Consider the following 26,550-nt stretch of genomic DNA (forward strand, 5'->3'; position numbering starts at 1 on the left):
GGCAATACTGGACCAACCGGAGACACTGGACCAACCGGCAATACTGGACCAACTGGAGACACTGGACCGACTGGCAATACTGGACCGACCGGACCTACTGGGCTACAATCAGCATTTAGAGCTTTTAACAACCAATCACAGCTTATAAGTGATGGAGTCCCTATAAAGGTTCTATTTCCACAAGTAGAATATGATTTAAACAATGAATATAATCCAATTACCTCTACATTTATCCCAGCTCAAGGTGGAGTTTATCTTATTCAAGCTACTATCGCTATGCAAAATCTTCCTAATTCTACGAGCTTAGAAATTCAAGTGGGTGGAGTTACAAGAGCTGTAGAAACAGGATTTTTTCCGGCAACTTCCTCACGTATACTTGTACTTACAGTTTCTGCCATCCTTCAATTACAGGCTGGAGTTCCTGTGGAAATTTTCGCAGCAAATACCCCAATTCAGAATACCGCTACCGGTCTAGGTTCATTTTTTGTTCACTTTGAAGCAGCAAGATTTCCTTCCCCAACTTCTTAATAAAACAAAATTATTTGTCTACTCTCCTATATCACTTACCATATGAATGTAAAGCCTCGAGGTAAATTGAATAGCAAAAAGTGTAGTTATTTCTTAACAAAATTCAAATTTGATTATTTATCAAAAACTTAAAATAGATGAATGTTACGTAAAACACTTGTTAAGATTGCTGTCATTCACACTATTTGTTTCTCCCGCGTTATATAATCAACTTGTAAGGTGTAAGGTGTCAGCTGATACAGAAAATAAGGGTTCTGTCTTACTTTTCATCATTCTAAGTCCTTTTTTGAGTGCTAGGAGCAATCCTAGCATTTTTTTATTTCTTCTTCCCGAGAAAGCGGTAATATACATCTAGCGGCAATATCGGTGCCCAAAAGAGAATAAATAGCGCTATCACAGCAGCAGGTGGAGCTGGTACTTTTTCAATCACTTGATCCAGCCCCTTATTTCTACACCAATAGCTGTAAAACGAACCGGGCATTAAATATATTCCTAATGCAGTTACAATCACTTTGCCACCCCCTGACTTTTCCCGAAAGCGACAGCTCTTTCGTTTATTCGTTTTAATATGCGGCTCACTTACACCTGCGATTTTCCGATTCGCTTACCGATGTTTTCTTGTCTCGAACCTGTCGAGTGCATATCCCATACAATCATTTCTTTATCTTGCAATGTCTGGACAAAGGAATTGACTAACATTTTCTTTTCAACTTCGTCTTCGATATTTTCATTTTCATCTTCTAACATTTTTTTAAAAGTAATATCCTCACCTTCACCGCTTCCCGAAGAGTAAATAATCTTATCTAGAGAAAGCGCTCCTGGTTGATAATCTTTAGCGATTCCAACGAGTTTCGGTTTTATTTCTAATACTTCGCTTATATGTTCCACTGATTCTTCGCCAAATTTATTTTTCAAAATCTTCCCCTTGGCATAATATACTGTCTTTCAATTTTCACCTTTTGCGTTTTATAAATTTCGTGACCAATTTCCCCGATTATTTTTGGCGTAGCAAAAGTAAGGAACTTAAACCCTAATTCCGGTTTGAACTGATCTCTCGCCTTTATAAGTGCAATCATGCCGCACTGTACTAAATCCTCAATTTCAAGCCCTGTATCACTTTTAATTGAATCTAACTTACTGCCGTATCTACATTGAATGAAAAAGTGTAAAAACTGTTCGTACTTCTTCACAAATTCACTATCCGACATCCCTTTCACATCAACAGTCTCAGCCATTTTCCCCACTCCTTTTGATTTCCCACATTAAAAATTGTATTTAATCGCTCTTTCCAAAAAGTATCTAACGCTTCTACTTTCTCGATTTGTTCAGTTACTATAGGTTTTAATTTTGGCGGTTCAGATTTCGTTTTCTCACTGTTTTGAGGTTGTGGTGATTGTTTTGTGTTCTGAGGGTTCTTAGATGTGCCTACACGCTTACTAGATGGTTGTTTTTCTTCGCGTCTTTTAGAAATGTGGTAATATAAATTCCCTTCTGTAACGCCAAACTCTGCCGCGATATTTCCCCAAGTCTATTTCTTTTCAGTAGAAGCACGTAACTTTTCAGCAGTCGCACAAATCTGATCCCAGTTTCTTTGTTCAGCCATTTCCTCATTTCTCCCCTTGTTTAGGCTTTCACCTAAGTTTTTTAACCTTCTCCCAACAGAACAATGTCGATGACAATATTTAATGCGTACATCTTCACTAGCACCTTTTGGAACATCCATCCATACATCCTTCACAGTTGTTATCTAAAAGCGCTAAAATTTCCGCTCTTATTTGCCGTTTCTTCTGTTTATTCAATCCATCACCCCATATGAGATTGAAAGGCAGGTAGTACAACGAAATTGTCATACTACCAACCTAATAAAAAAACTAGTAATAACATCCAAAAATAGTTATATTTAAATTTAAGGAGGTGTAACTTTATGAAAAATTTTATTTCTTTATTTGTAGGCGTAATAATTATTTATGGCATGTTTTTTTCCCAATACCATTTAAGCCCTAATACTGACAAAAGCTACAAAATTTTGTGGGTAGAATACAAATTTGAAGATTCCAAGGATGTCGTAATAAAAGATAACCTAAACTTCGTCGATGGCCTTCAAAATGGAACTACCTTATGGGGTAAATCTATTAAGAGTCTATTTGTAGGTGGTTGGGATTTATATGATTCCTTACGCTTATACGTATCCATGCTTAATATCAACTTTTGGCTTAAACTAGTTCTACATCTTGTAGTAATTTTTGCTAGCTTTGTAATAGCATTTCTTGCAATGTTCGCAGCACTAATAGTATTTTTCTACAAACTTTTATTCTTTAAAGCTTCAATTAGTTATTACATGGGATTTTGCGTATCATTCTTCGGCATAATGGCATTATCACAATTTACAGATGATTCCTCTTCTAAGAAAAGGACCTATGACAAAGCATCCTAATTCTTTTATGAGCTTAGCAGAGTCGTGCTAAGCTCATCTTATTCTTCAACATTATCTTCCTTGGGTTTCTCTTCTGCCTTTGGCTGCTCTGCTACATCCGGTTTCTTCTCTTTCCATTCGTGCCACTTAATCGCTAATGGAGCGACACGCTTACGGTACTCATCAATCACTTCAATAATTTGCCCGGATGACATATCCAATTCATTTGCAAGTTTCAAGTAAGACTCACCTTCAAGACGGCGCTTCACGATTTCGGGTAATTTATTTGGTATTCCCTCAAAACTTGGCGCTAAACCACTGATAATAAATGCATCAACAATATCACGATCCGTTTGCTCTTTTTCTTCGCATGTTTGGATTTTTTCTTATGGGATATCAAAATCAGCTTCCATTTGCTCATACGCTTGTTTCACTTCTTGCACAACGTCTTTGTCATCCACTTCATATTCCGTTAATGGTTTGTTTATTTTTGCATTTAGTAGCACATTATAATTCACGATAAGAAACTCTAACGAAACAGCTACTTTAATATCAATCATTTCAGAAAGTGCATCTAATTTTCCGTTTAATGAGCTATCCGTTACTTCCAAAACGATTTCTTTCTTACCATCAGGTTTAAGATTTACTTTCTGTAAAGTTGGTTTGAATTCGATATTAGATAACTTGCCGTTCTGGTAGCTTCGCACTACATTCCCCTCGTCATCGTAGTAAGCAATTTCCCAATAAGGATCTTTGAAAGTAGCACCGGAATACTAATCTCAATAAGGAACACAAAAGCCACGACACTCACACATCGCGGCTTAATATATACATGTAATTGGTCTTTTCGTCCTTTTGATTCTCCGTCCATTCCGACCGAGTAACGTTTTGATAAAAGGGCTATGATCATCGATTATGAGCGCATAGATACGTTATCCACACATTATTCTTTTTTCAAAGAACTGTATAGGTATAGCGTAATATTGTTTCTGTTTTGAACCCCCCCATTTTATCTCCTTATTTGTCGATAAAACCTCTATTTTACAATTACATATTTGTCTTTCGTGTTAAATTAGAAATTTTATCCGGCCTTTCAGTATTATTTGTATCTGCCATCTCAACATTTAAGATCTTACACAGATTCTCAATATCATTATAGACAGTAAATTGATTTACAATATTCATTGTTAAAAAAGTAACCTTTTTTCCTTTCCCACTAACTCTTTAGTATCTATTCATATTCCCCTTTATTTGCGCATTCATTAGATATGATTAGTAATTTCTTGGAGGTGAAGATGTGTCAAATAAAAAAGATAATAACGAATTAACGTCTAATCAACAATTATCTGCTGCCGCATTTGATCCGAATCTTATTGGGCCTACATTACCACCCATTCCACCATTCCAACTACCAACAGGTCCAACTGGCGACACTGGACCTACCGGCATTACCGGGCCTACAGGACCTCCTGCCCCACCACTCATTTGTGATGTATCTGGCAGTATTGGCGAATGTTCCTTTGAAGGGAGTCCAGTAGAGAATGGAAATTGTTCATTTGCTGAAGGATGTGGTACCACTGCAAATGGAGATTGCTCTCACGCTGAAGGATGTGGAACAGAAGCAAACGGAAATTGTTCTCATGCGGAAGGATGTTGTTCGGTCGCTAATGGCGACTGTTCTCATTCTGAAGGAAGCCAAACACTTGCTAATGCCATTGCCTCTCACTCAGAAGGAAGTGGCACAACAGCTAGTGGTGATTTTTCTCATGCAGAAGGTGAAGGTAACACTGCTAGTGGTAGAGCCGCTCACGTAGAAGGCGGTGGTGCGGATCCACTTTCTGGAAATTTTACTCCCAACCTAGCAAGTGGTGCTAGCTCCCATGCTGAAGGAGCTGGCACCATAGCAAGTGAATTTGCCTCCCATGCCGAAGGGCTTGGAACAATTGCAAGTGGTCTTTTCTCCCATGCGGAAGGAAATAATACGGAAGCAAGTGGGATCGTTTCCCACGCGGAAGGAATTGCAACAACAGCAAGTGAATTTGCCTCCCATGCCGAAGGGAATCTCACGCTTGCCGATGGGGCTCTTTCCCACACAGAAGGATTTAGAACATGTGCAAATGGGTTAACTGGTGTTCATGTTATGGGTCAAAATGGCGGACCTAATCCCGCAGTAGACCCTCCTTACTCATGGTATCTAGTCAATGGAGCAGCTCCATGTGATATCACTGGTGTAGTTGCGAAAATTTTAAGTAATGGATCTGCTTGTTTCGATAGTACCGTAACAGCTAGCTCCTATATAACTTCTGCTGGAGCTTGCGACTATGCTGAAATGTTTGAAACAATTGATGGTCAACCAATTGACGTTGGATATTTTGTTACTTTTGACGGCGCAAGTGATAAAGTAAGAAAAGCCAATACAAATGATGATTATATCGTAGGAATTACAAGTTCTCGCCCTGGAATTTTAGCGGATACTCAAGATCCTACATGTTCTAAATATTTGCTAGATGAATGGAATCGAGAAATATACGAAGAGGTTGTCGTAGAAGCCATAAAAGATAATGAAGGAAATGTAATTATGCCCGAACGCATAGAAACAAAGAAAAAACTCAATCCAGCATGGGACCCTAATATCTCTTGTAGCTCACGACTGGCTAGACCTGAATGGATAGCTGTAGGATTGGTCGGGAAACTACTTGTTCGTGATGATGGTACTTGTCAAGTAGGCAATTATTGCAAATCCAATGATGAGGGAATCGCTACAGCATCAACTAACGGATATCGTGTTATGAAACGTACAGGACCAAATCAAATAATGATTTTAGTTCGATAAAAATTAAAATGCATCTTAATTGTGTAAACTGCAAATTCAGCGATCTATTTTAAACAAATAAGCCCTGCCAGCGAGTAAGATGATTTACACGTATCATATAAAAATCTATCTCAACGGCACAAAAAGACATAATTTCATTTTCACAAGAATAAAACCACGTTCATATAATCCCTAAAGCAGTAGCTATCAAACGGATAGCTACTTTTTTATCCTCATAAAAATTATCACGTCTCATCATTAACTCGTTATAAACATAGGAATCTTTCACCTTCTCATTCCCTAAATACTTTAACTCAATAATCTGTCGCTGATCTTTCGTCCGTTCAATTTGTTTAAAACGTATCTCATGATTCTTATCGTCACCTTTCATTTTAGGAAAAAGAACGATGCCCCCAGCTTGAGCCAGTTCTTCTTGATTTTTCATCCGGACGCACAATGCTTGCTCCCTTAATTAAATACTCAAATTTATCCCCCCGTATATTTTTATAAATTGTATACAGTTCCATATGGAACCGTTGCAAAAGAAATTCCGTATGGGGTAATATGATGCATTGGGTAATAATATTCCGTAGATGAATAGTACGGTTGTATACCTTGCTGCATTTGCTGCTGTACTTGTAACGCTTGTTGAACAGCCTGAATTGCACTTTGTGCTCCGCTATACGTAATACCCGCCGTACCATACGGACGCATTCTAGCTCGGGTATCAAAATATGAATAAAACACTATTATTCAACTCACTTCCATATAAGTTATTACAAAGTATGTTACGATTCTTAATTTCAGTGAGGGTTAAAAACTGGCCCACTAGCCTTTATTCAAATAGCGTTTTTGTTATAGCCTTTTTAACTTGTCTTTTCCTTTAATCTTTACTTTCCAACCCAAGAATTTAATTGATTTAATTGATAGTACTTCCGCTTTTCTATCATTAGGAGCATAAATTTCATCTCCTACTTTAAAATCACCATCTTGTATCATTAACTCAAAATCATAGATCAATTTTTCCATTTAGTTCTCTTCCTTCTCAAATAAAGATTTTGTATTAAATCCACACAACCCTAAGAAGCATATATACGATAACATGTGGTATTCTTTTTCAATATTAATTTTGGTCAGAGAGCGCATTGGAAGCGCTCCTTTATGTTTAAATAAGGATTCTGTTCTGTTTTTTTATTTACGCTGTTTTCGTAAGAATTGTTGCTATCTTGACCATACTGATAAAAGGTTGACTTTCAACTAATGAATTGGGTTTAAAGGAGGGTTAACATGAAAGATGAATTAAGTATAAATATCTATTTAGATGAAACTGATACTCCGTTTTCAAGATATTATAGCTCAGATGATGTTCACCTAAGCTCTGACCTTGAAGATTTTATTTTGTCAAAGCTGCACAGTGGCAAAAGAAAAGAAGTAGAAATATTTTTTTCAGGTCAGAATGATTTTGACGAAAAGTCATTGAAGACTGCCACATTTAACACTTTTTCTAACCTCTTGAACGAAGAGGAATATACATATGCGAGAAATGTCAAAAAGGCTATTGTTTTGTTTGTGCTTGGTATTATTGTTGGGTTAATATTCTTGAAACTTTCAAGCACTCATGCCTATGTTGCAGGAGTATTAAGCATTGTGTGTTGGGTTTTTATTTGGGCAGGTACAGAGGTTTATTTTTTTGAAAATCAGCAAATCAAACGAAATATTAGAAAATGCAGAAATATTCTAAATAGTAATGTGCACAAAAAATAGAATTTTAGTAAATATTTATAAAGCTGATTTTCGGATTCTACCTTGTGCATTTATTTAGGTTATCGTTTGGACTTGGAAATCGTGTTGAAGATTAATATCGCCATACGAAGAAAGCTTTCATAAATACTTAAGACCTGGATTTAATCTAAGGTCTTATTTTCATCGTAAAAAAAACAACAATCTATACGAAAAGGGCCTTTATTTAAAATGCGGCAAGTAATTATCTTGATCATTACGCACGCCCTATCATGTCACCTATACAAAGGGCTCTTTTTTGTTTGTATAATTAATTAATGCTTATTTAAACTACAAATAGTTAGTCCTTTTCAAACACCAGCTTGCTTCCATTGTTGTTTCATTTTCCCTACATAAGAGGGGCTACGATCATCGATTATGAGCGCATAGATACGTTATCCACACATTATTCTTTTTTCAAAGAACTGTATAGGTATAGCGTAATATTGATTCTATTTTGAGAAATCCCCGGAAACGTCCCCTTTTCTCAAAAAAAGACCTGCATAAATGCAGGTCAAATATAAATTAGGGAATGTCCTTAGAAAAAATTACTGATGAAATTTCACATATCACTTATGCTTTTGGAGACGGAAATCTTGCAGCTTCAAAATGCGTACTATTTTCTACATTAGAAATAACTCCAGCTACGCTACTTTGTGCAAAAACCTCGACTAAATCCCCTGCATTCAACTGAATGATTGATGAAACAGCAACGACATTGGCAAAGTTTATTGGACCAAAAAAATCATTATCTATTGCAATTGCTGGATTTCCATTAACACGAATTTCTACCCGCGCTCTATAATTTACGTTTATGTTATTCGGAATAAAAGCAATCGTTCCAATAACAGAATAAACGCCTCTTGTCTTTGGAATAAAAATTGATGTAGCTGGATTATACTCATTCGCTAAATCAAATTGTTCATTTTGGAATAATACTTTAACAAAAGTATCAGCTGGAACATTTTGGTTCCCTGCTTTTATAGCTCTAAAAGCAGACGCTCTTACAAGTTTGTCCCCTTTATCATCACAACAATCCACTTTCACATGAATCCAAGGTTTTTCCTCATGCTTTTTATCACATTTTTTAAAATATCCATCATATTCGTTATAACACTTACTACTTTTACAACAATCATGATATTTCTTTTTGTAATCCTTACAGTGTTCACAATAGTAATAGGACATACTAACATCTCCTTTCAAACTTATTACTACATACTATGTAAGATAGATTTAAAAAGTTTGGACGAGCTGTTACTACTTTTAATAGAATTAAAAAAGCCCCACCATTTGGCCGGGGAAGGAAACAATAAACTATGTAAAGTAGAACAACCTCATCATACTCCAACTAAATTAAAGTACCAAATGTTAAATAAGTTTTTTACTAATACTTACCCTCATTCTAATTAACTTAAACCCTGGTGATTTAATTCAAATTGTACCTGTTGAAGTAATTGGTACAGTAGACATTCGTTCTGCAATTTTAACGGTTGCACAAATTCGTTAATAAAAACACAAAGCTAGCCAATTAACATTTAATTTTTCTTATACATGCCAAAATATATTTTTATAAATTTGACACACATTTAAATCGGACAAGCATATGATATTTTATGAGGTCCCCACTCATAGAAAACTATCTTTCTAATCTAAGAGCACGCATATATGTGTGCTCTTAGATTGTTTACAATGAATATTAATTTTCTCAATTCACTAATGGAAAAGCATTAATAAAAATATCTGCATATTTATCGAATATAGTTTTAAATTCTTATAAAACTATATAATTTTGGAGTTGGTTAATACGTTACAAAAAACTGACCGTGTAATCATTATGGTCCCTCCACTTTCAAAAGTGTTGGTTACATTTTTCTCATCATCAGGAGAACCTATTTCATCACAAGTTTTGTCTAATACATCTTCATACCCTGTATCAATGTTTGCACTTAATGAACTTGAAAGTGAATTATTTGAAGTCGAGTTAAAACCAATACCACTTCATTTAAACCACGAATAATGGAAGTCACTTTACTACTCACATAAGAAACTAAGGTAGTAGTCTTTTTAAAATCACTATTTTATTAAATTCCACATATACAATCGCTTGTCCATTTCGCTTTGCTCTATCATGGCCTTTACTATTAGTAACACGAATTTTTCAGAGGTGAATTATATTGGACAAGTTTTTATCCTCCGCTACATTAAATCCAGGTTCAATCGGACCTACACTCCCACCTATGTAACCCCCAGGTGTTACCAGGTCCACTGGCAACACTGGACCGACTGGCGATACTGGGCCTACCGGAATCACGGGATAGACTGGGCCAAACACAATAGAATCTGCATTTCGAGCTATACAAAACGATATTGATCAAGTTATAGCTACCCTTACCGACGTAATTGTTACCTTTGAAATCGAACCATTTGATTTTGCAAATGAATACAACAATGTTAATAACCTTAATTTTTCCATATAATTCTTACTTTTTTCATTTGTCTTGATCATCAAAAAACTATAAAAAAAGGTATTGTCTATACCTATGTATAGCAATACCTCTACTCTTTATCCAATTACATCTTTTACATCAGTATTCACTGGCCACTTTTCTAATGTATAAGCCATATCCCAAAATGAATATTCATATTGACTACTAATAATAAAATGTTGTTTCATACGATTACGATCTGCCTCTGTTACTGTCTCAGCTATAGCATCTAACCGAGCGATTTGTTCCTCAACTAACGTACGGAACCAATCAGATCCATAAGCAGAAATCCATTCTTGATAAATTGGCTCTTCAGGTTGACACACTTTTAAACGTTCACCAATTTCATAATATAACCAGTAGCAAGGTAAAATAGCTGCAATAATATCCCCTAAATGTCCTTCATATGCAGCACGATACATATGTGAAGTATACGCATATGCAGTTGGCGCAGGAATAAAATGATCTTTTTCTTCTTTTGTAATCCCTAGCTTTTTGGCAAAATTCTCATGTAATGATAATTCCGCCTCATACGTATTTTGAGCATGGTGCGCCATACGGGCAGTCGTTTCTAATTCAAGCGCTTTTGCAGCTCCTAAAGTTTGTACTCTAGCAAAATGACTCAAATAATATGAATCTTGAAGCACATAATAGCGAAAACTAGCTAAATCTAACGTTCCTTCGCCAAGTTTTTTTACAAAAGGATGATTAAAACTAGCTTCCCAAATTGAATCTACTTCTTTACGTAATGATTGTGAAAAAGTCATTTAAATCCCTCCAATAATTTATAAAACATACGTATTTATCCACAATTATTAAATCTATAAAACAAAAAAACTTTCTTTACAGGCGTAAAGAAAGTGAAATTGACAGTATTTATTCATTAAATAGCAACGTCTTTCCCACTTCCCTACGCTGGTATTAACCAGATCAGGTACTAAGAGTCTCAAAATTTCATTTGATCTCAGCCTATAAAAGGCCCCCCTAGTGGATAAATATTTAGTTATCGTATTGTAATTATCATAGCATACTTCGCGGAACTATCAAAAGTTTTAATTACACAATTATTTTAAAAACCTTCTTCTTTCCTTACTTTTAATGAAGTTTCAATTATCATATCTAATAGTTTACTATAATTAATCCCCGCAGCCTCTGCACTTTTTGGTAATAAACTTGATTTCGTCATCCCTGGTAATGTATTAATCTCCATTACATATGGAATTCCGTCCTTCACCATCATATCAACCCTTGCGTAAACACTACATTTTAATGCTTTATAACAAGCCAGTGACGCTTTATTTACACGTTCTTGTATTTCAGCTGGAAGTTCTATAACTTCTTCAATTGTACTAACATCATCATATTTTGCATTGTAGTCAAAAAACTCGGCTGCATGTCGAATTGAAATAATAGGTAACTGTTGCCCATCAAAAATGGAACATGTAATCTCTTCGCCTTTTATATACTTCTCAATTACTACTTCTGAATCCCATTCAAATACAGTTTCCAGCATTGTAATTAATTCATTTTTATCCTTGACGATCTTTACCCCAACACTCGAGCCGCCAGAGTTAGGTTTTACCACTAACGGAAATCCTAACTTCTCTAACTCTTCAAGATTTAGGTCCTCCATTTTTGTAAGTTCAATCCAATCGGGTGTTTCTACTCCTTCATAGCGCAAAATCTTTTTTGAAAGATTTTTGTCCATACAAATACCGCTAGACAACATATTGCTACCGCTATAAGGAATACCTAAACTCTCAAGCGTTCCTTGAACTGTCCCATCTTCTCCGTATTTTCCGTGTAATGCGAGCAGCGCAAAATCAATGTCTTTCGCTTTTTCAATTAAATCCATTTTTTCATTTAATGTAATTGGAACGATTTCATACTTACTTTTATCTAAATGTGCAATCATTTCATTCCCAGTCATAATTGAAACTTGTTTTTCAGAGGATACTCCTCCCATAATAACGCCAATTCTCATTTTCTCATCTCCAAATTTCATTTTTTAGTGTATCACCAATTATGTGAATCCCGCTAACTATTTCCTTTTCTTTCAAACGTGAAAAGCCTAATCTGAATGTATTCGCTCCCCCTCCATCAGAATAAAAAACATCTCCAGGAGAAAACGTTACGCCTTTCTCATAACACTTTTGTAAAAGTGTGCGGGCATTAATTTTTTCTTCTAACTCTATAAATAAATGAAGTCCACCATCTCCAGTCATTCTTTTAAACGGAATGTACTGATTACATGCCTCAACAGCTAACTCATATTTTTTCTTATAAACAGATCTTGCTTTTTTTAAATATTTTTCAAAATACCCTTCATGTAAATATTGATACAGAACAGCTTGATCTAACGTAGAAGTATGAATCGTTCTTGCTCTTTTTACACTTTCTAAATAATGTATCAGTTCTTTATCTGCAATGATCCAACCAACTCGTAAACCAGGGAAAAGTACCTTTGAAAAGCTACTAATATAAATTACATTATTACCAGCCCCAGCAAAAGTTAATAATGGTGCTAAATGTGAGCCTGAATAACGTAATTCTTCATTAAACCCATCTTCTATAATCGGAATCTTATATTTTGAAAATAATCTCATCAGTTCCGTTCTTTTCTCCGAACTCGTAACTATACCGGTTGGATTATGATAAGAAGGAATTAAATAAGCAAAATCAAAATCCTTTTCACGTAAACTCTTTTCTACTTCATTCGTATCAATACCATCCTCATTCATATTAATCCCATGAACTTCAAGTCCATGTAAGCGAAAAAGCTTTAGTGCAGCATGGTGAGTTGGATTCTCACAAATAACACGCCCTGATTTCTTCGATAAAGAAGATAGTACAATATCTAATCCTTCTGTAAATCCATTTGTAATTAAAATATCTTTGTTCGAAATATCTACACCTTTCATTTCCATGTAATGAAGTAGATAATTCATTAAAGGTCGATAACCTTTTGCATATCCGTAATTCAATACGATATCCCCTTCAATGGACATACGAGTAAGAAAAGCTCTTTTGAAATTTTCAACATCAAATAGCTTTTCGTCCGGGGCTATACTATTAAAAACAATCATTCCTTTTTCCCAGCGAACTCCATGTTTCATTAAATCTAATTCATCCGCTAATGCGGTAACTGTATTAAGTTTATTTTTCCAATCTATTTCAACAGACGAAGTGTTAGAAATATCCACCTTCGCAACAAAGTTCCCTTTTCCTTTAACTGCATAAATGAGCCCTTCTTGTTCTAAATCCGCATAAGCAGAGAGTACTGTATTTCTGCTCACTGATAATAATTCACTCAGTTCCCTTGTTGATGGGATTTTTTGGTTCTCTAACAAATGCCCTTTCATAATCATCTTTTTCAAATAATCCTTTAATTGAATATAAACGGGACGATCTTTTACAACTTTAAAATCCTTAAACAATTCCTTACCCCCTGCAATTATTTTTGCATATTTATTTCATTCTCAAAAGGTCCACTACATATGTATTTTTTATAATGGGCGGTATGGTCTTATAAAGTGAAACTTTAATTAGTGGGGGATATCCCCCCACTAACCGGTCTGCTCATAAATAGCGGGACAAATCTTTTCGGTATAAGTTAATTACATCTTTTAAAGCAGCCGCTGCAGCTCCGCGTGGATTAGATGCTCCACCAATTGTAGTAACTTGCCCCATCGTATCTGTAAAAAACGTTATTCCCTTTTCTGTCCCATTTACTTTTGCCAGTGGGTGTTCCTTTTCTATTTCATACGGTTCAACATTAAGGTTCACATTTCCATCCTTATCTTTATACGCTGATGCAATTAATTTAATAAATTTATTTTGTTCCTTAGCATTTCGTATTTGTTGTTTTGTAACGTTTTCGATTCCTTTTACATGTATATCTGTAAGCGTATTCTCTACTCTCATTAAACTGTTTGTCAAAAGTAACAATTTACATGCACTATCGGAACCACTTATATCTAATGTTGGGTTCGTCTCAGCAATCCCTTTATTTTGCGCTTCTTGTAAAGCCTCTTCAAATGTCATATCTGCTTCATACATTTTTGTAAGAATATAATTAGTCGTCCCGTTTAAAACTCCTTCTATTTTTTCAATATTGCAACCAGCTAAACTAAATTGTCCAATATCTAATGTCGGTAGTGCTGCGGCAGTTGCACCACTATATCGAATTCGTACATTCGCCTGCTTTGCTGCTTCCTTTATTTCTCTCCAGTTTGTAACAAGTGCTCCTTTTGAAATTGCAACTATATCCATATTTTTCTTAATTGCTTGTTTTATATATTGCTTCCCTGGATTTCCATCTTTAAGATTTGTAACAGTTGATTCTACCAATACAGAACCACTTATGCTATTTGTTGCACGTTCTTTCGGATGATGCTCTATATATTTTTCAATCGCAGCAGTACCGTCACCATACATCAATAAATGATGAATAGACAAACCTTCCTCATTATGTATTGCAACATTTCTACCTAATACGCCACTTACAACTAAATCTATTCCATATGTTTCATTTATATATAAATACTTTTCATTTAATAATTTTATAAACTCTCTTCCTACTGTTCCATATCCTGATAATACAATTTGAATTTTCATAATATCCCCCCATATTTTTCTACCAAATCCCTCTTTCAATATAATATAAAGCGCCCTTGAATTCCATCGAGGGGCTTTATCATTTTCTGTTATGGTAATGAGGAAACATACAGATTAAAAATAACAAATAATAATTACTAAAATAGTATGTAAAAAAGCTTAGAGTTTTAGGCTCTAAGCTTTTTTACATACTTCATTGCATTACAATTCCTTTTAAAGAGCGATACTTTTTATTCCGTATTAACGGACAGTAAGACTCCCAGCTAAAAATTCAGCAAATGCGAGGAATTTAGCTGGGAGATAACTTCCCGTAAATACCCAATTGGTGAAGGCTAATAATCAGTGGGGATAGTCCCCCACTGATTATTAGCCTTCACTTTATCCATTCTGATTTACTCAATATATAATGATTGTATAGTTCGTTTTCTATCGTCTGTTGACTCAAATAAGTAAACCCGCATTTTTCAATAACTTTATTTGATGATACGTTATGAATTAAAGCAATTGCGTTAATGATATCTATATTTGTATATTCAAACAAATAGTCAATCATTCCTTTAGTCGCTATTGTAGCGTAACCATTATTTTGATATTTATTTGAAACGGCATACATAATTTCTCGGTTTGGTGACGGAAGTTCTTCCTTCATACTTGTACAGCACCATCCAATAAATTCATTTGTATTTTTCATAAATATTCCTAGCTTTAAAAAATAGCCATCTATGTTAGATGTGGTTTTGACGGCGTCAAGAAATGCTTTATTTGCTGGTATTTCATAATTTGCAACCCAATTAACTCGTTGTTCTTTTGTTGATTTCCAGTCTGGCAAATACTTTTCTATCTCTGGTTGATTTGATATTTTATAAATACTCTCCGCATCTTTGATGGTAAACTCTTGTAAGTAAATATCTCCACAATCTATTCTAAATAACTTAGTCAAACTTTCTTCTCCCATAATAATCCCCCTTAATTATGTTTGAAATTGAAAATAATTATAGATACCTCCTAGCTAGAGGTACCCATAATTACATTAAAGCTCTTTTATCTGCTTCGTAAGTTCTATAAATCGTTCATCAAGTTCTTTATACCCTTTGTCCTTAGAAGTTAAAAAGCTTAATTTACCCAATACTTCTTGTCTCTCTGTTTCTAACGTTAAACGTAGCTCTTCAATGTCATCTCTTGTTTTAGTAGACTCTTCTAGCTGCTTTAGTATCGTGTTATTTGAAAACACTAATTTCGTATTAGTTGTTTTCTCCAGAAAATATCGATCATGAGAAACTATAACTAGTGTTCCATTATACTCGGCTAATGTATTTTCAAGCTGTTCACGTGAAGGAAGATCAAGGTGATTCGTCGGTTCATCTAAAATAAGTACATCTTTTTCATCTAAAATATAAGCCATTAACTTACACTTCACTCGTTCTCCCATGCTCATATGCTCAATCGGCTCTTTCCATTGAAAAGCTTGGAATCCTAAATGTTTCATTAGATTTTGGACTTTTCCTCTTTCCTCAAATGTCTCTTTAAAAAACAAATCTTCTGGTGTTTTATCCAGTGGTAAATCAAATACTTCTTGTGTTAAATAACCGATGTTTGCAGATGGTGAAATCCACATTTCTCCTTGAACGGTTTCCGTTTCCATAATCATCTTCAATAATGTTGTTTTCCCGCTACCGTTTGGTCCAATAATCGCAACTTTCTCACCGTGTTGGATTGTAAAATTAACGTTTTCAAATAATGTTCGTCCATTAAATTCTTTCCTCAATTGTTTCACTTCTAAAAAGCGTTTTCCTACTTTTTTATTCGCTTGAATAGAGAACTCAACTGAATACTCTTCTTTCACACGCTCTACTTTCGTTTTCTCAAGCTCTTTTTCGAGACGCTTTCGTTTTGACTTAACTTGCGCATCCATTCGCTTCGCTTTTACACGATAAAATTCTTTAACTCCTTCTTGTTTTGTTGACTGCGCGTGTGCCTTTTGTGACCATGAACTTAATTCTTTTATATTTGCTTCTACTTCTTCTATCTTTTTTTGTTGTTTTTCATATTCACGCTGCTGCGTCTTTCTTTTTTGCTCACGTGCTTTCATATAACTCGTATAATTACCACTATGCTCAATTAATTTCTTATCCTCAATTGACCATATTTTTGTTGCGACAACATCTAAAAAATATCGATCATGCGATACAACGATAACTGTACCTTTCATATTTTTTATCTGTTTAATAAGAAATTCCGTACTCATCTCATCCAAATGATTAGTCGGTTCGTCTAATATTAAGACATTAGGGTTTTCAGCAAATCCTTTTGCAAGTCGGACTTTCAGCTTTTCACCACCACTTAAAGTAAGAAAATCGTTCGTTGGCACTCCCCATTTCGCAAGAAGTTCTGCTTCTTTTGCAATCATATCACTACTAATAAAAGATTCTATTTCTTGTTCAACATATGCCGTTGTCATATTCATTTGCTGCCATTCAACAAGCCCTTTCGATGCTTCAATCTTCCCATTTATTAATTGAAGCAACGTTGATTTACCAGCACCATTTTTACCAATTAATCCGATAACATCCCCTTGTTTTACTGTCACATTCATTTTCTCTAGCAAAGTATTTTCCTTTATTTCAACATAAACATCATTTAATTTTAAAAGTTCTTTCATATTACCTTCCCTTTCATTAAGGGAGAACAAAAAAATCCTCCCAAAGTAATTTTGGCAGGATTAGTCGTTACATTATTTATACCCAAATAAGCTATTACGCAAAACAAATAGCAACACCGTTGTTTGGAATTGGGCAGACTAATCCTATTTTTTATAAATTGAAATTTATTTAATTTCAACATTTAAAAATAAGATTAGTTAATCATCGTCCACCCATCATTCCTTTCCGTCATTAGTAACCATATTGTACCATAATAGTACTGTATGAGTAAATGCAATTATATGTGCTGTATAAAGATTGCTTTCTTTTAGGTCTATTTATCATTTCTACACTTGATTTCGTTAAGCACAAACAACATTTGGTGTACTACTGACTTTAGATTTCCCTATATGTAACCTTCTATATACTTCTCCTTATATAATTTTTATATAAATTTATCATTAACAACTAATAAAGAATACATGGCTTATTTTCTGGTGACATTGCGTAAATAATATGGTTTTTATGAATTTAATACATAATATCTCTCCCTTTTCATATTAATCTACTATTACTAATTAGCTTTTTCATACAAGCTCCTCTTGAAATTTTAATGATATTTGCATGTAAAAAAGCACTTAGCTCATTTTGAAACATACACTCTTTACTATAACAGTTATAGAAAGGTGGTATCACTATGCCCCTTATTCCATACAACGAAAGTGATGTTGATTTACTAGCTCGTTTAATTCGTGCTGAGGCTGAAGGCGAAGGTCGGCAAGGCGAACAACTTGTTGGATGTGTTGTAGTAAACCGTGTATTTTGTGATTGCTTAGATTTTAAACAACTCCGTACCGTACCTGATGCTGTATATCAAAGCCCTGGTGGATTCGAAGCGGTTCAATACGGATACTTTTATCAACGTGCCCGTGAATCAGAAAAAGAAATCGCAAGAAAAGTTTTACAAGGTGAATGGCGCTGGCCGGCAAGGTGGGCTCTTTGGTATTTCCGTCCAGTCGGGGCTTGCCCGCCCCAGTGGTATAATCAGCCGTTTGTAGGACAATTTAAAAGCCATTGTTTTTATGAACCAAAAGGTGATGAATGTCCGAAAATGTATACTCGATAGCCAAAATAACCAACGTAAGTATTTATTCATTTAATTACTTGCGTTGGTTATTTGCTGTATTTTAGAAATCTAATAATGTGACGAATTTTTCGATACCTACCACATGTATTAATAATGGTATACGAGGGCCATTTGATTGATTCAAAATGAGCTTATATATAATAGTAAACAATTGTTTTTGATTTTCTTTCATTATTTTTTTATTTTCATGATGGCAAATCGGATACAATTGTTCCATTAAGTTAGCATAATCTTTATTAGAACGAAGTATTTTACAAACTTCTACTAGCCATTTTTTCTGCCTTTCCTCTAATGAGTTGTAAAACTCTGTATTTCTCTCTTGATTTACCGTAATCAATTTTTCAGATTGAAAGTTTCTTATCCAATACTCTGCACGATTACTTATCGCTATCATTTCAGGTAATGCATAGCTCCTATCTATTTTCTCTAATATACCTTGTAAAATAGATGAATCAAAATTTAATAATGGTAACGTTCCTGCTACTTGATTAAATTTCGGATATTCTTTAAATCCGCTATCGACTCTAGAAAGTTTAATTGCATCAAATAAATCTTCATTTTTCAGCGTTTTATTTTTATAACTGTCCTTCAATCGTTCATACTCTGTATAATTGCGAATCACATCTTCATCAAGACCGATATGAAAAGCTGCACCTGGCCTATATTTTGCAAACATAAAAAGAATTACTTCTGGTAAATACACTTTTAATAAGTCGCTAGGTGTAATACTATTTCCTGAAGAACTTGACATTTTTTCATGATTACCTTTAATACTAATAAAATCATAAGCAACGTAATGAGGCGCTTCACGATTGAATATTTCCCTTGCAATTTCTTTTGATACATTATAACTACCTGTTTCCGATGAATGATCTCTTCCGCCCGGTTCAAAAATAACATCCTCTGTCATCCATCTCATTGGCCAATCGATTTTCCAATTCAGTTTCATTTTATTTGTATTTAATACCGATAATTCATTTTCATTTCCGCACTTACAGTCATACCGAACTTTTTTTAATACTTCATCAAAATGTGAAATATTTGTTGTATCTTTCCCGCATTTCTCACAATACAATGTAGCTGGATAAAAGCTCTCTCGCTCTTCTTCACTACACTCTCCAGTTTTAAAACCCATGAAAATATCATATATTTCTTTTCTTTTATCCAAAGCATCTACTATGTTTCCGTTATACCTTCCGCTTCTATATTCAGCATGTTGATAAATGAATTCTACTTCAATTCCAAATGCTTGGAGCGATTTTTCAAACTCTTTTTCAAAATGCTCTGCATACGAGTTATGACAACCAAATGGATCTGGAATATCACAGTATGGCATACCAATATACTTTGCAAAAGATGGATCAATATTTTTAGGAACTTTTCTAAACCTGTCGTAATCATCCCATGAAAAAATGAAACGAGTCTTTTTCCCTAAATCTTGAAGAGCCCTTACAACGAAATAAGTCGTTACGATTTCACGGAAGTTCCCAATATGAACAGAACCTGATGGACTAATTCCAGATGCACAAACAAAAGTTTCTTTGTTTGGATGTTTCCTAATTAATTCATGTGCTACTTCATACGCCCAATGCATATTTTACTCACCTCAATTGTTTTTTGTTTTCACATTTTCAGTTTTATGCAATAAAAAAACTCCCACCCCCAAGATTATTCATCTTGAGGACGAGAGTTATTAGCTTCGCGGTACCACCTCAGTTTGTTAATACGTCACCGCATTAACCTCTTCAGGTACGACAAAATATGCTTATACCCTATCTCTATAACGGGAGATCCCGTCGCACCATCCCTAAATAAATTAGTTCCTTGCGCAGCTCCAAGTCTTTTTTCATTAAGATGTATACCGCTCTTTCTCAGCTACTAGAGCTCTCTGTACGTATTCGTTCTTAACTACTCTTCTCTTCAATGCCATTTTAAATGTTAGTTTTTTTATATGATAATTTATAATGCTTTTATTGTCAAACTTTTCCGAACGAAAATATATAGCTATCTAAAAAATGTTTTATCATTTCTAATTGAATTTTGTGGCTACATTCATCACAGCAATATATCCCTTTCGGTTTCTCTTTAAATCGCTTATATTCTTCACTTCCCTCGTATACACGGAATATATTTTTAGACGAAAGGCAAACAATCTCATAAAACATCATATGCATTTTCCTCTCCGTGTTTATACACTTTTTTTAATAATTCGAGAAGGTCGGTTTTCTACCTTACAAATCTTAATATTCTCTCACTAAAGGTTTACCTCTATTCTGATCGAATTATATAAGTAACTTATAAAATGAGGTGAACATCTTGTTCAGTAATATAGAATTAGTTTTAGCTGCTAAAGCTAGTTTAGCTGAAGGACCATGTTGGAATGAAAAGGAACAGCTCTTATACTGGGTTGATATTATGGAGAAAAAATTATGCATTTATAATCCTGCTAATAATACGAACAGAGTAATCGCCCTCGATCAGCAAATTGGCTGTGTTGTACCATATTTAGAGGATGTAGTACTTTTAGCAATGGAAAGCGGCTTTTATTCTCTTAATCTAAATACCGAAAAACTGACACATATTTTTGACCCCGAACCACACTTAGTTGAAAATCGTTTTAATGATGGAAAATGTGATCCAGCTGGTCGTTTCTGGGCAGGCACTACAGATACATACGGTATTAATGCTGCAGGTTCCTTGTATTGTTTAAATAATAATTGGAGCGTAGAGAAAAAAGTTTCACATGTAAATACATCAAATGGAATTGCTTGGTCACCTGATCATACATACTTTTACTTTATTGATACACCTACTAAAAAAGTAGTTCGTTTTCATTATGAAATAAGTACTGGAGAAATTTGCAATCCAAGCGATGTAATCCTTTTCTCTGAGAATGAAGGTTTACCTGATGGTATGACAATTGATGAAGAAGGTTGTTTATGGATTGCGCATTGGGGAGGTTCAAAGATTACTAGATGGAATCCTTTAACTGGCGAACAAATATTGAGTATTCCGATTCCAGCGTTATATGTAACGTCGTGTACATTTGGCGGGCCTAATTTAACAGATTTATATGTTACAACAGCCAGAACAAGAATGACGGATGACGAATTAAAGAAGTATCCACATGCTGGTGGTATCTTTCGAATTCAAACAAATGTTAAAGGTTGTCCTACCTATTCATTTTGCAATAAAAATATTGGAGCTGAAACAATATGAATCGTATCGAATACATAAGACAAGAAGAAAAGAAATATCACGATCTTTGCTATGAACAATATAAACTATTTGAAACTGGATCTTGGCTTAACAAACCGGTTAAAACGGTTATGGACTTAATGGACTACTTTGAAGGGCAAAACAATTTACAAGTACTTGACCTTGGATCCGGCGTCGGAAGAAATAGCATTCCAATTGCACAAAAGCTAAAAAACGCTAGCGGTACTGTTACATGTGTTGACTTACTTTATTCAGCTTTAACAAATTTACATGTTTATAGCAAAGAACATGGAGTATTTGAAATAATAAATACAGAACAAGCTGCAATTGAAAATTATCACATTACCTCTGACACGTATGATTATATCGTTGCAGTATCTAGTTTAGAACATATCAAATCAGAAGAAGATTTAAAAAACGTGCTCCATTCTATGAAAGAAGGAACAAAAAATGGTGGTATCAATTGTTTAATTATTAACTCTAACATACAAGAAATTGATTTAAAGACAAATGAAGAATTGGATGCTTTAATTGAAATTAATCTCCCTACTGAAGAAATGATATATATACTAAAAAGTATTTATAAGGGATGGAAAGAAATAAAAATGGAAATAAAAGAATTAGCATATGATATAGTTCGTAATGAAAAACACATTCAATTAAAGACAAATGCGATTACTTTTGTCGTTCAGAAATAAGATTAATTAACAAAATACAAGAAGCATGCTTTTACATCATCTAAAGCATGCTTCTTATTCGAGATACTATAAAACTACTCAATTATTAAGAGAGTTCATTAACTGGAAGAAATAATCAGGTTCATGAGTCTTATTTAAGTTATACCATGAATAAAGTGTATCCGGCGCAAGTACATCTAATTTTTTCATTACTTCCATAGCAAACATTAATTTTAACATTTCACACTACACTTATGGTTTAAAATTCCAAATATAAGAACCAAAAAGATTTATTATTACGAAAATAAAAGAGCGCTTGTTTCCGCAAGTGCTCTTTTAAGGGATTTTGAGATATCCTAGTGACAAAAATTAATGTTACTTAAAGTTAATAGGTATTTATAATATATGCTTGCCCTTTTTATTTGCGCGCAATTAATATATATCAATTATCGGCATTATTTAAAAACTTATACTTCTTTCTTACATGTTATCATTAAAAAATTGATTGAAGGTTTATTTTCCATGTTCTTATTTGGTTCGTCAATTTCTGAAACTTGTACTAATCCATATTTATTAAAATCTTGTTTTATAGAATCAAAATCATAGAAGAACATTTTTACGCCTTCCATTATCTCAAAATAATCTTGATCCAACTTTTCCCCTTTTCCGTACATCGGAGCTTTTTTAGAAACAGTTGTAAAAACCATATATCCGCCTGGTTTTAGCTGATTATAACACTCTTTAATAAATTTCTCTCGCTCATGCTTAGTCAACAAATGAAGAAGCGCATGACTAAATATCCCATCATACAGTTCACTATCAAAAGGCATATCGTTTACCGAACCATGATGTATACCAATACCTTCTAGTCCGTTTTGCTTTGCTAAATCAATGGCCGTTTTTGAAATTTCAATACCTGTTACATTTATACCATGATCGATAAAAACCTTTGCGTTTCTACCATATCCAATACCCGGAATTAAAATATCCTTAACGTTCTTTTCAAGGAAAAAATCCTTTGTCAAAATTGCAGAATCTGTAGGTTCAAATCCCCACATCATTTGTTTCTCGATAAAACTTGATTCCCAAAATTCCATTATGTTCTATCTCCTTATTCTTTATATAATTTTAAATCATTAATTGTACAAACTATTCGTTGGTATATGTAAATCCTAGAGCACTCTCACATTTTATGTACAAAATACAAAAAACTCCTCTACAAGGATATTTGTTCCGTTAATCTAAATGTAATCTTCACTTCCATACACCTTGTTTCACTAATCTTAATCATTCTAGCTTCATTGAATATAGCATATTAATATGGCTATATCTAATTTAAAGATTGTTTTAAAAATCGATGCGTTATCCATCCACCCTTCTATTTAATTTCACTTTTTAATAATCCAAATAAACTGTGCGAAAACATTTCTTTTCACCTAACTTAACATAAAAGAATAAAAGAGCACTTGTTTCCGCAAGTGCTCTTTCTAGGGATTTTGAGATACCCCCTAACGAAAGTTAAGTGGATATGGACAATATATGCTTGTCCTTTTTATTCGTGAATAATTTTTATATTATAATTTGAGTTTAAATATACAAACTATTCCCTATTCATTTGTAGATGAAAAAAGCCAAAAATACAATTCCAGTTTTGACTTTTTCTTTATTACTTTTTCATATTATATTGATCTAAAACTTGTTCTAACATTTCCAACGTTATCGGTTGTACTTTAGTTGTTAACTGATATCCAATTCGCCCATTTGGTTCTGCTGTAACTTGCTGTAAACCCTTTAAATCATGAATCCCTTTTTCTCTTAATTGCATATATAATTGTTGTTCTGACATTTTTGCTTGTGATAAGCCGCCTTTAATAATTTCTCCGTTTTCAACAATAACGATGCTGCTTCCATTTAAAAATTCTTCCACTTTTCGTGATTTCAATTCTAAAAAATGAATGAGGAGTAAAATGCTTGAAAATATAACAGCAGTAACAATAGATGGTATCACTTTCCTACTTAAAACTGGTTCTACAATAATACGTCCAATAGAAACAACAATAATAATTTCAGCCCGAGTCATTTGGCTAACAGATATACTTCCTGTCATTTTTAAAACAAAAATCCCAGTCAAAATTAAAATAATACTTTCAAATAGTATAGTCATTATCGTTCAATCCTTTAATGTTGAATATTAGTAGTGTTCTCCATTAAAGGATGAATTATATATTTTTTACACAATCAATGAATTTTTACACCCTTCAGACCATGAAGGATATAAAGGTGACACGTGCTTTATCATTTGGAGCTCCTTTTTTATTAACATTGGCAATAAAGAACGTCCTATTCCCCCCGTTGCACCTGCCACAAATATTTTCATATATGTTCCTCCTCATTTAGTAATCATAAAAGTGACGAAATATATATGAGATATGTGACAAGTAATTGATAGATTTATCTGTTATTCATATGAAACGAACACTTTTAAAGGATTTATAATCCCTTCACTCAATTCCTCAAAACATTGTTCAAGTGTAGTATAATGAATTTCATGTTGAAAAATCTCTTCTATAAATGGTGTTTGCTCTATTTGACTAAAAAACCAATCTGCATGTTTTTGATAATCATATCCGTCACTTGACCCAATGATCTGCAATTCTTTCTCATAAAATTCGGCGGTTAATGTTAGTTCTTCTTTATTACCATCAGAAAGTATACATATTACACCGTTACTATTTAGAGCATTTTGCAATGTACGAAATCCACTATTTGTAGCAGAACATTCGAAACCATAACTATATGTTTCTATTATTTTCTCTTCTGAATCATATATGTTTTTCACACCAAATTTCTTTGCAAATTCTCTTCTAGTTCTATTAGGTTCAACAACATCCACATGATCAACACCTGCATAGTATTTCAAGAAATAACAAGCGAGCAAACCCATAACTCCCAATCCAGTTATAAGTACTTTTTTATTTTTACCTGGATTTAGTTTTAATACCCCTTTAGCAGCATCACATGAAAGGATGGATAATAAGGCAACTTTAGGTTTTATACAACTAGGTACTTGAATAACTTTATGTCCCTTAACTATCCCTATCGTTTGATGCCCATAAAAGGAAACTACTTTATCACCTATTTTTAAATTTGTTACTTTATTACCAACTTGGATAACTTCACCATAACTTTCATATCCAGTTTTTCTTGGATAAAAAGGATTAATATCTGTAACATCTGATTCTTTATACTGTGGTAACTCGGCCCCAATGCTTATTGCACCTGCAATTGTTTTAACGATAATTTCATCATCCTGAATGGTCCTAATTTCACATGGTTGCCACTTTAGTTGTTTAAGTCCTTCTAAAACTAATTTATATTGTTTCATTCATACCCTCTCTTTTTATGAAAATGTATTCAAATTAGCTTTTGAACTATTTTTAATAATAAATGTACATATTCCATCTATATCTGTAAAAACATACCCTCTTCTTAATTCCGACGAACTAATTGTACGGTCTGTTTTTTCATGAATATTTGAATCGCTTGCGTCCAACGAAGAAAGGAGTTTCTGATGCTATAAAATGACAATACAATACCTAAAATAAGCATAATCCCGTTCCGATATTAAGAATGGGGTTAAAATATAATTAATTAAATTTATTTAGCATTGAAACCCATACCTCGTTGTTCAACGGCGTGGTTCATACTTTTCTGCTCGAAATCAGCACATCTAAATAGTGCTGATTGTACATAATGCCTAATATATTTCCGAAGGGATCGACTAAGGAAGCGGTGATGAATCCCTCGCCGCGCTCTGTAGGTGCCTCATACTCTTTCGCTCCCATAGACAGCAACTTATTGAAAGTTGCTGTTACATCATCAACGTGCCAGTACACAATAGCACCAGATGGTCCGGTCACTGAACCATCTGGCGCATAACGGCTATCGATTAAACCTAGCTCGTGTTGGTAGTCGCCAAGGCGAAATTCGGCATATCCTGGACGTTCGAAATATGGTTCGCTACCTAATAGCTCAGCATACCACTTCTTTGCTGCTTCTAAATCATCCGCCCAAAAACTAACTGTGGTTAGTCCTCGTAATGTCTTTGTATCGTTCATAATCGATTCCCTCCATACTATTGAGTAGTACTTCTCAATACTAAACGAAATAACATTTTCTGAATTAATTTCGATTTCCTTATAAATAATCCTATCTCTTATTCTAGAAAAT

27 protein-coding genes, 5 pseudogenes, 1 riboswitch and 1 other annotated feature are annotated in these 26,550 nt (G+C 34.0%); of the genes and pseudogenes, 8 read left to right on the plus strand and 24 right to left on the minus strand.

All coding sequences use genetic code 11. The annotated features are described in order from the left end of the window. Positions 1 to 528 (plus strand): annotated as a pseudogene (locus COC96_RS27405) (hypothetical protein); the annotation flags it as partial. A 316-nt stretch (positions 529 to 844) separates the two neighbouring features. On the opposite strand, the gene COC96_RS00010 reads toward COC96_RS27405, so the two are convergent. The 4 genes from COC96_RS00010 to COC96_RS27790 all read right to left on the minus strand — a co-directional run bounded on the left by COC96_RS00010 (position 845) and on the right by COC96_RS27790 (position 2,251). Further along, on the minus strand, positions 845 to 1,039 hold the full coding sequence (locus tag COC96_RS00010) for a hypothetical protein (protein ID WP_098266901.1): 195 nt from the start codon (positions 1,037 to 1,039) through the stop codon (positions 845 to 847). Between the two features lie 68 nt (positions 1,040 to 1,107). Further along, entirely contained in the window at positions 1,108 to 1,443 is a 336-nt protein-coding gene (locus COC96_RS27780) for a hypothetical protein (protein WP_255287912.1), read from the minus strand. Then, on the minus strand, positions 1,440 to 1,763 hold the full coding sequence (locus COC96_RS27785) for a sigma-70 family RNA polymerase sigma factor (RefSeq protein WP_144492157.1): 324 nt from the start codon (positions 1,761 to 1,763) through the stop codon (positions 1,440 to 1,442). Before COC96_RS27785 ends, COC96_RS27780 begins: the two co-directional genes overlap by 4 nt. Before the next feature lie 293 nt (positions 1,764 to 2,056). After that, the gene (locus tag COC96_RS27790; protein WP_225316030.1) at positions 2,057 to 2,251 is read right to left on the minus strand and encodes a zinc-finger domain-containing protein; all 195 of its coding nucleotides are present in this window, start codon (positions 2,249 to 2,251) and stop codon (positions 2,057 to 2,059) included. Positions 2,252 to 2,452: 201 nt separating this feature from the next. Here COC96_RS27790 and COC96_RS00025 point away from each other — a divergent pair, with 201 nt between their 5' ends. Continuing rightward, positions 2,453 to 2,962 (plus strand): hypothetical protein, encoded by a 510-nt coding sequence (locus COC96_RS00025; RefSeq protein WP_098768072.1) that lies wholly within the window; start codon positions 2,453 to 2,455, stop codon positions 2,960 to 2,962. A gap of 38 nt (positions 2,963 to 3,000) precedes the next feature. Here COC96_RS00025 and COC96_RS28310 read toward each other — a convergent pair. Next, positions 3,001 to 3,648, minus strand: a pseudogene (locus COC96_RS28310) (2-methylcitrate dehydratase). A 590-nt stretch (positions 3,649 to 4,238) separates the two neighbouring features. On the opposite strand from COC96_RS28310, the gene COC96_RS28315 reads away from it, so the two are divergent. Continuing rightward, positions 4,239 to 5,774, plus strand: a complete 1,536-nt coding sequence (locus tag COC96_RS28315) for a peptidase G2 autoproteolytic cleavage domain-containing protein (protein WP_098266899.1) — start codon at positions 4,239 to 4,241, stop codon at positions 5,772 to 5,774. Positions 5,775 to 5,934: 160 nt separating this feature from the next. Here the strand turns inward: COC96_RS28315 and COC96_RS00040 are convergent, their stop codons facing one another. From COC96_RS00040 to COC96_RS27410, 3 genes are all read right to left on the minus strand, one after another. After that, positions 5,935 to 6,198 (minus strand): ArpU family transcriptional regulator, encoded by a 264-nt coding sequence (locus COC96_RS00040; protein WP_098266953.1) that lies wholly within the window; start codon positions 6,196 to 6,198, stop codon positions 5,935 to 5,937. 59 nt (positions 6,199 to 6,257) lie between these two features. Then, positions 6,258 to 6,500: a DUF3947 family protein gene (locus tag COC96_RS00045; RefSeq protein ID WP_098266898.1), complete on the minus strand. Its 243-nt coding sequence runs from the start codon at positions 6,498 to 6,500 to the stop codon at positions 6,258 to 6,260. A gap of 108 nt (positions 6,501 to 6,608) precedes the next feature. Next, positions 6,609 to 6,782, minus strand: a complete 174-nt coding sequence (locus COC96_RS27410) for a hypothetical protein (protein ID WP_176538762.1) — start codon at positions 6,780 to 6,782, stop codon at positions 6,609 to 6,611. A gap of 258 nt (positions 6,783 to 7,040) precedes the next feature. Between COC96_RS27410 and COC96_RS00050 the strand changes: the two genes are divergently transcribed. Continuing rightward, the gene (locus tag COC96_RS00050) at positions 7,041 to 7,517 is read left to right on the plus strand and encodes a hypothetical protein (RefSeq protein WP_098266897.1); all 477 of its coding nucleotides are present in this window, start codon (positions 7,041 to 7,043) and stop codon (positions 7,515 to 7,517) included. Positions 7,518 to 8,105: 588 nt separating this feature from the next. Here the strand turns inward: COC96_RS00050 and COC96_RS00055 are convergent. Then, complete coding sequence (locus COC96_RS00055) at positions 8,106 to 8,720, minus strand: ABC transporter permease (RefSeq protein ID WP_098768073.1); 615 nt, start codon at positions 8,718 to 8,720, stop codon at positions 8,106 to 8,108. A gap of 989 nt (positions 8,721 to 9,709) precedes the next feature. On the opposite strand from COC96_RS00055, the gene COC96_RS00070 reads away from it, so the two are divergent. Then, entirely contained in the window at positions 9,710 to 9,778 is a 69-nt protein-coding gene (locus tag COC96_RS00070; RefSeq protein ID WP_098266952.1) for an exosporium leader peptide-containing protein, read from the plus strand. A gap of 320 nt (positions 9,779 to 10,098) precedes the next feature. On the opposite strand, the gene tenA is transcribed toward COC96_RS00070, so the two are convergent. From tenA to abc-f, 6 genes are all read right to left on the minus strand, one after another. Beyond that, complete coding sequence (gene tenA / locus COC96_RS00075; protein ID WP_098266894.1) at positions 10,099 to 10,788, minus strand: thiaminase II; 690 nt, start codon at positions 10,786 to 10,788, stop codon at positions 10,099 to 10,101. Between the two features lie 123 nt (positions 10,789 to 10,911). Then, a riboswitch (TPP riboswitch) is annotated at positions 10,912 to 11,017 on the minus strand. A 73-nt stretch (positions 11,018 to 11,090) separates the two neighbouring features. Beyond that, positions 11,091 to 12,005 carry a D-alanine--D-alanine ligase gene (locus COC96_RS00080; RefSeq protein WP_098266951.1) on the minus strand — a complete coding sequence of 305 codons (915 nt, stop codon included), beginning with the start codon at positions 12,003 to 12,005 and terminating at the stop codon, positions 11,091 to 11,093. A gap of 4 nt (positions 12,006 to 12,009) precedes the next feature. After that, positions 12,010 to 13,458 (minus strand): MocR-like pyridoxine biosynthesis transcription factor PdxR, encoded by a 1,449-nt coding sequence (gene pdxR, locus COC96_RS00085; protein ID WP_098266893.1) that lies wholly within the window; start codon positions 13,456 to 13,458, stop codon positions 12,010 to 12,012. A 142-nt stretch (positions 13,459 to 13,600) separates the two neighbouring features. Further along, positions 13,601 to 14,638: a homoserine dehydrogenase gene (locus COC96_RS00090; protein ID WP_186305832.1), complete on the minus strand. Its 1,038-nt coding sequence runs from the start codon at positions 14,636 to 14,638 to the stop codon at positions 13,601 to 13,603. 373 nt (positions 14,639 to 15,011) lie between these two features. Beyond that, complete coding sequence (locus COC96_RS00095) at positions 15,012 to 15,593, minus strand: GNAT family N-acetyltransferase (protein WP_098266891.1); 582 nt, start codon at positions 15,591 to 15,593, stop codon at positions 15,012 to 15,014. Positions 15,594 to 15,668: 75 nt separating this feature from the next. Further along, complete coding sequence (gene abc-f / locus COC96_RS00100; RefSeq protein ID WP_098768276.1) at positions 15,669 to 17,297, minus strand: ribosomal protection-like ABC-F family protein; 1,629 nt, start codon at positions 17,295 to 17,297, stop codon at positions 15,669 to 15,671. A 677-nt stretch (positions 17,298 to 17,974) separates the two neighbouring features. On the opposite strand from abc-f, the gene COC96_RS00110 reads away from it, so the two are divergent. Continuing rightward, entirely contained in the window at positions 17,975 to 18,403 is a 429-nt protein-coding gene (locus tag COC96_RS00110; RefSeq protein WP_088229171.1) for a cell wall hydrolase, read from the plus strand. A 61-nt stretch (positions 18,404 to 18,464) separates the two neighbouring features. On the opposite strand, the gene lysS is transcribed toward COC96_RS00110, so the two are convergent. Both lysS and COC96_RS00120 read right to left on the minus strand, forming a co-directional pair. Then, positions 18,465 to 20,018 carry a lysine--tRNA ligase gene (gene lysS / locus COC96_RS00115; protein WP_098266889.1) on the minus strand — a complete coding sequence of 518 codons (1,554 nt, stop codon included), beginning with the start codon at positions 20,016 to 20,018 and terminating at the stop codon, positions 18,465 to 18,467. An 82-nt stretch (positions 20,019 to 20,100) separates the two neighbouring features. Further along, positions 20,101 to 20,357, minus strand: a binding site (T-box leader). A 43-nt stretch (positions 20,358 to 20,400) separates the two neighbouring features. After that, the gene (locus tag COC96_RS00120) at positions 20,401 to 20,598 is read right to left on the minus strand and encodes a DUF2197 domain-containing protein (RefSeq protein ID WP_098266888.1); all 198 of its coding nucleotides are present in this window, start codon (positions 20,596 to 20,598) and stop codon (positions 20,401 to 20,403) included. A 142-nt stretch (positions 20,599 to 20,740) separates the two neighbouring features. Here COC96_RS00120 and COC96_RS00125 point away from each other — a divergent pair, with 142 nt between their 5' ends. After that, positions 20,741 to 21,643, plus strand: a complete 903-nt coding sequence (locus COC96_RS00125) for an SMP-30/gluconolactonase/LRE family protein (protein WP_098768075.1) — start codon at positions 20,741 to 20,743, stop codon at positions 21,641 to 21,643. After that, positions 21,640 to 22,341, plus strand: a complete 702-nt coding sequence (locus COC96_RS00130; RefSeq protein ID WP_098266886.1) for a class I SAM-dependent methyltransferase — start codon at positions 21,640 to 21,642, stop codon at positions 22,339 to 22,341. The genes COC96_RS00125 and COC96_RS00130 overlap by 4 nt, the downstream gene beginning before the upstream one ends. Before the next feature lie 78 nt (positions 22,342 to 22,419). Here COC96_RS00130 and COC96_RS00135 read toward each other — a convergent pair. From COC96_RS00135 to COC96_RS00160, 7 genes and pseudogenes are all read right to left on the minus strand, one after another. Beyond that, positions 22,420 to 22,551: pseudogene (locus tag COC96_RS00135) on the minus strand (glutamine amidotransferase); the annotation flags it as partial. A gap of 236 nt (positions 22,552 to 22,787) precedes the next feature. Continuing rightward, the gene (locus COC96_RS00140; protein ID WP_098266885.1) at positions 22,788 to 23,417 is read right to left on the minus strand and encodes a class I SAM-dependent methyltransferase; all 630 of its coding nucleotides are present in this window, start codon (positions 23,415 to 23,417) and stop codon (positions 22,788 to 22,790) included. Positions 23,418 to 23,986: 569 nt separating this feature from the next. Continuing rightward, a complete protein-coding gene (locus COC96_RS00145) occupies positions 23,987 to 24,484 on the minus strand; it encodes a DUF421 domain-containing protein (protein ID WP_098266884.1) in 498 nt (165 codons plus the stop codon). 147 nt (positions 24,485 to 24,631) lie between these two features. Beyond that, positions 24,632 to 24,697, minus strand: a pseudogene (locus tag COC96_RS28640) (NmrA family NAD(P)-binding protein); the annotation flags it as partial. An 81-nt stretch (positions 24,698 to 24,778) separates the two neighbouring features. Beyond that, entirely contained in the window at positions 24,779 to 25,705 is a 927-nt protein-coding gene (locus tag COC96_RS00150; protein WP_098266883.1) for a zinc-binding dehydrogenase, read from the minus strand. 15 nt (positions 25,706 to 25,720) lie between these two features. After that, positions 25,721 to 25,904 (minus strand): annotated as a pseudogene (locus tag COC96_RS27815) (hypothetical protein); the annotation flags it as partial. Positions 25,905 to 26,021: 117 nt separating this feature from the next. After that, entirely contained in the window at positions 26,022 to 26,438 is a 417-nt protein-coding gene (locus COC96_RS00160) for a VOC family protein (protein WP_088229164.1), read from the minus strand. Between the last annotated feature and the right edge of the window lie 112 nt (positions 26,439 to 26,550).

The sequence above is a fragment of the Bacillus cereus genome (assembly GCF_002577405.1).
GTDB lineage: Bacteria > Bacillota > Bacilli > Bacillales > Bacillaceae_G > Bacillus_A > Bacillus_A cereus_AU.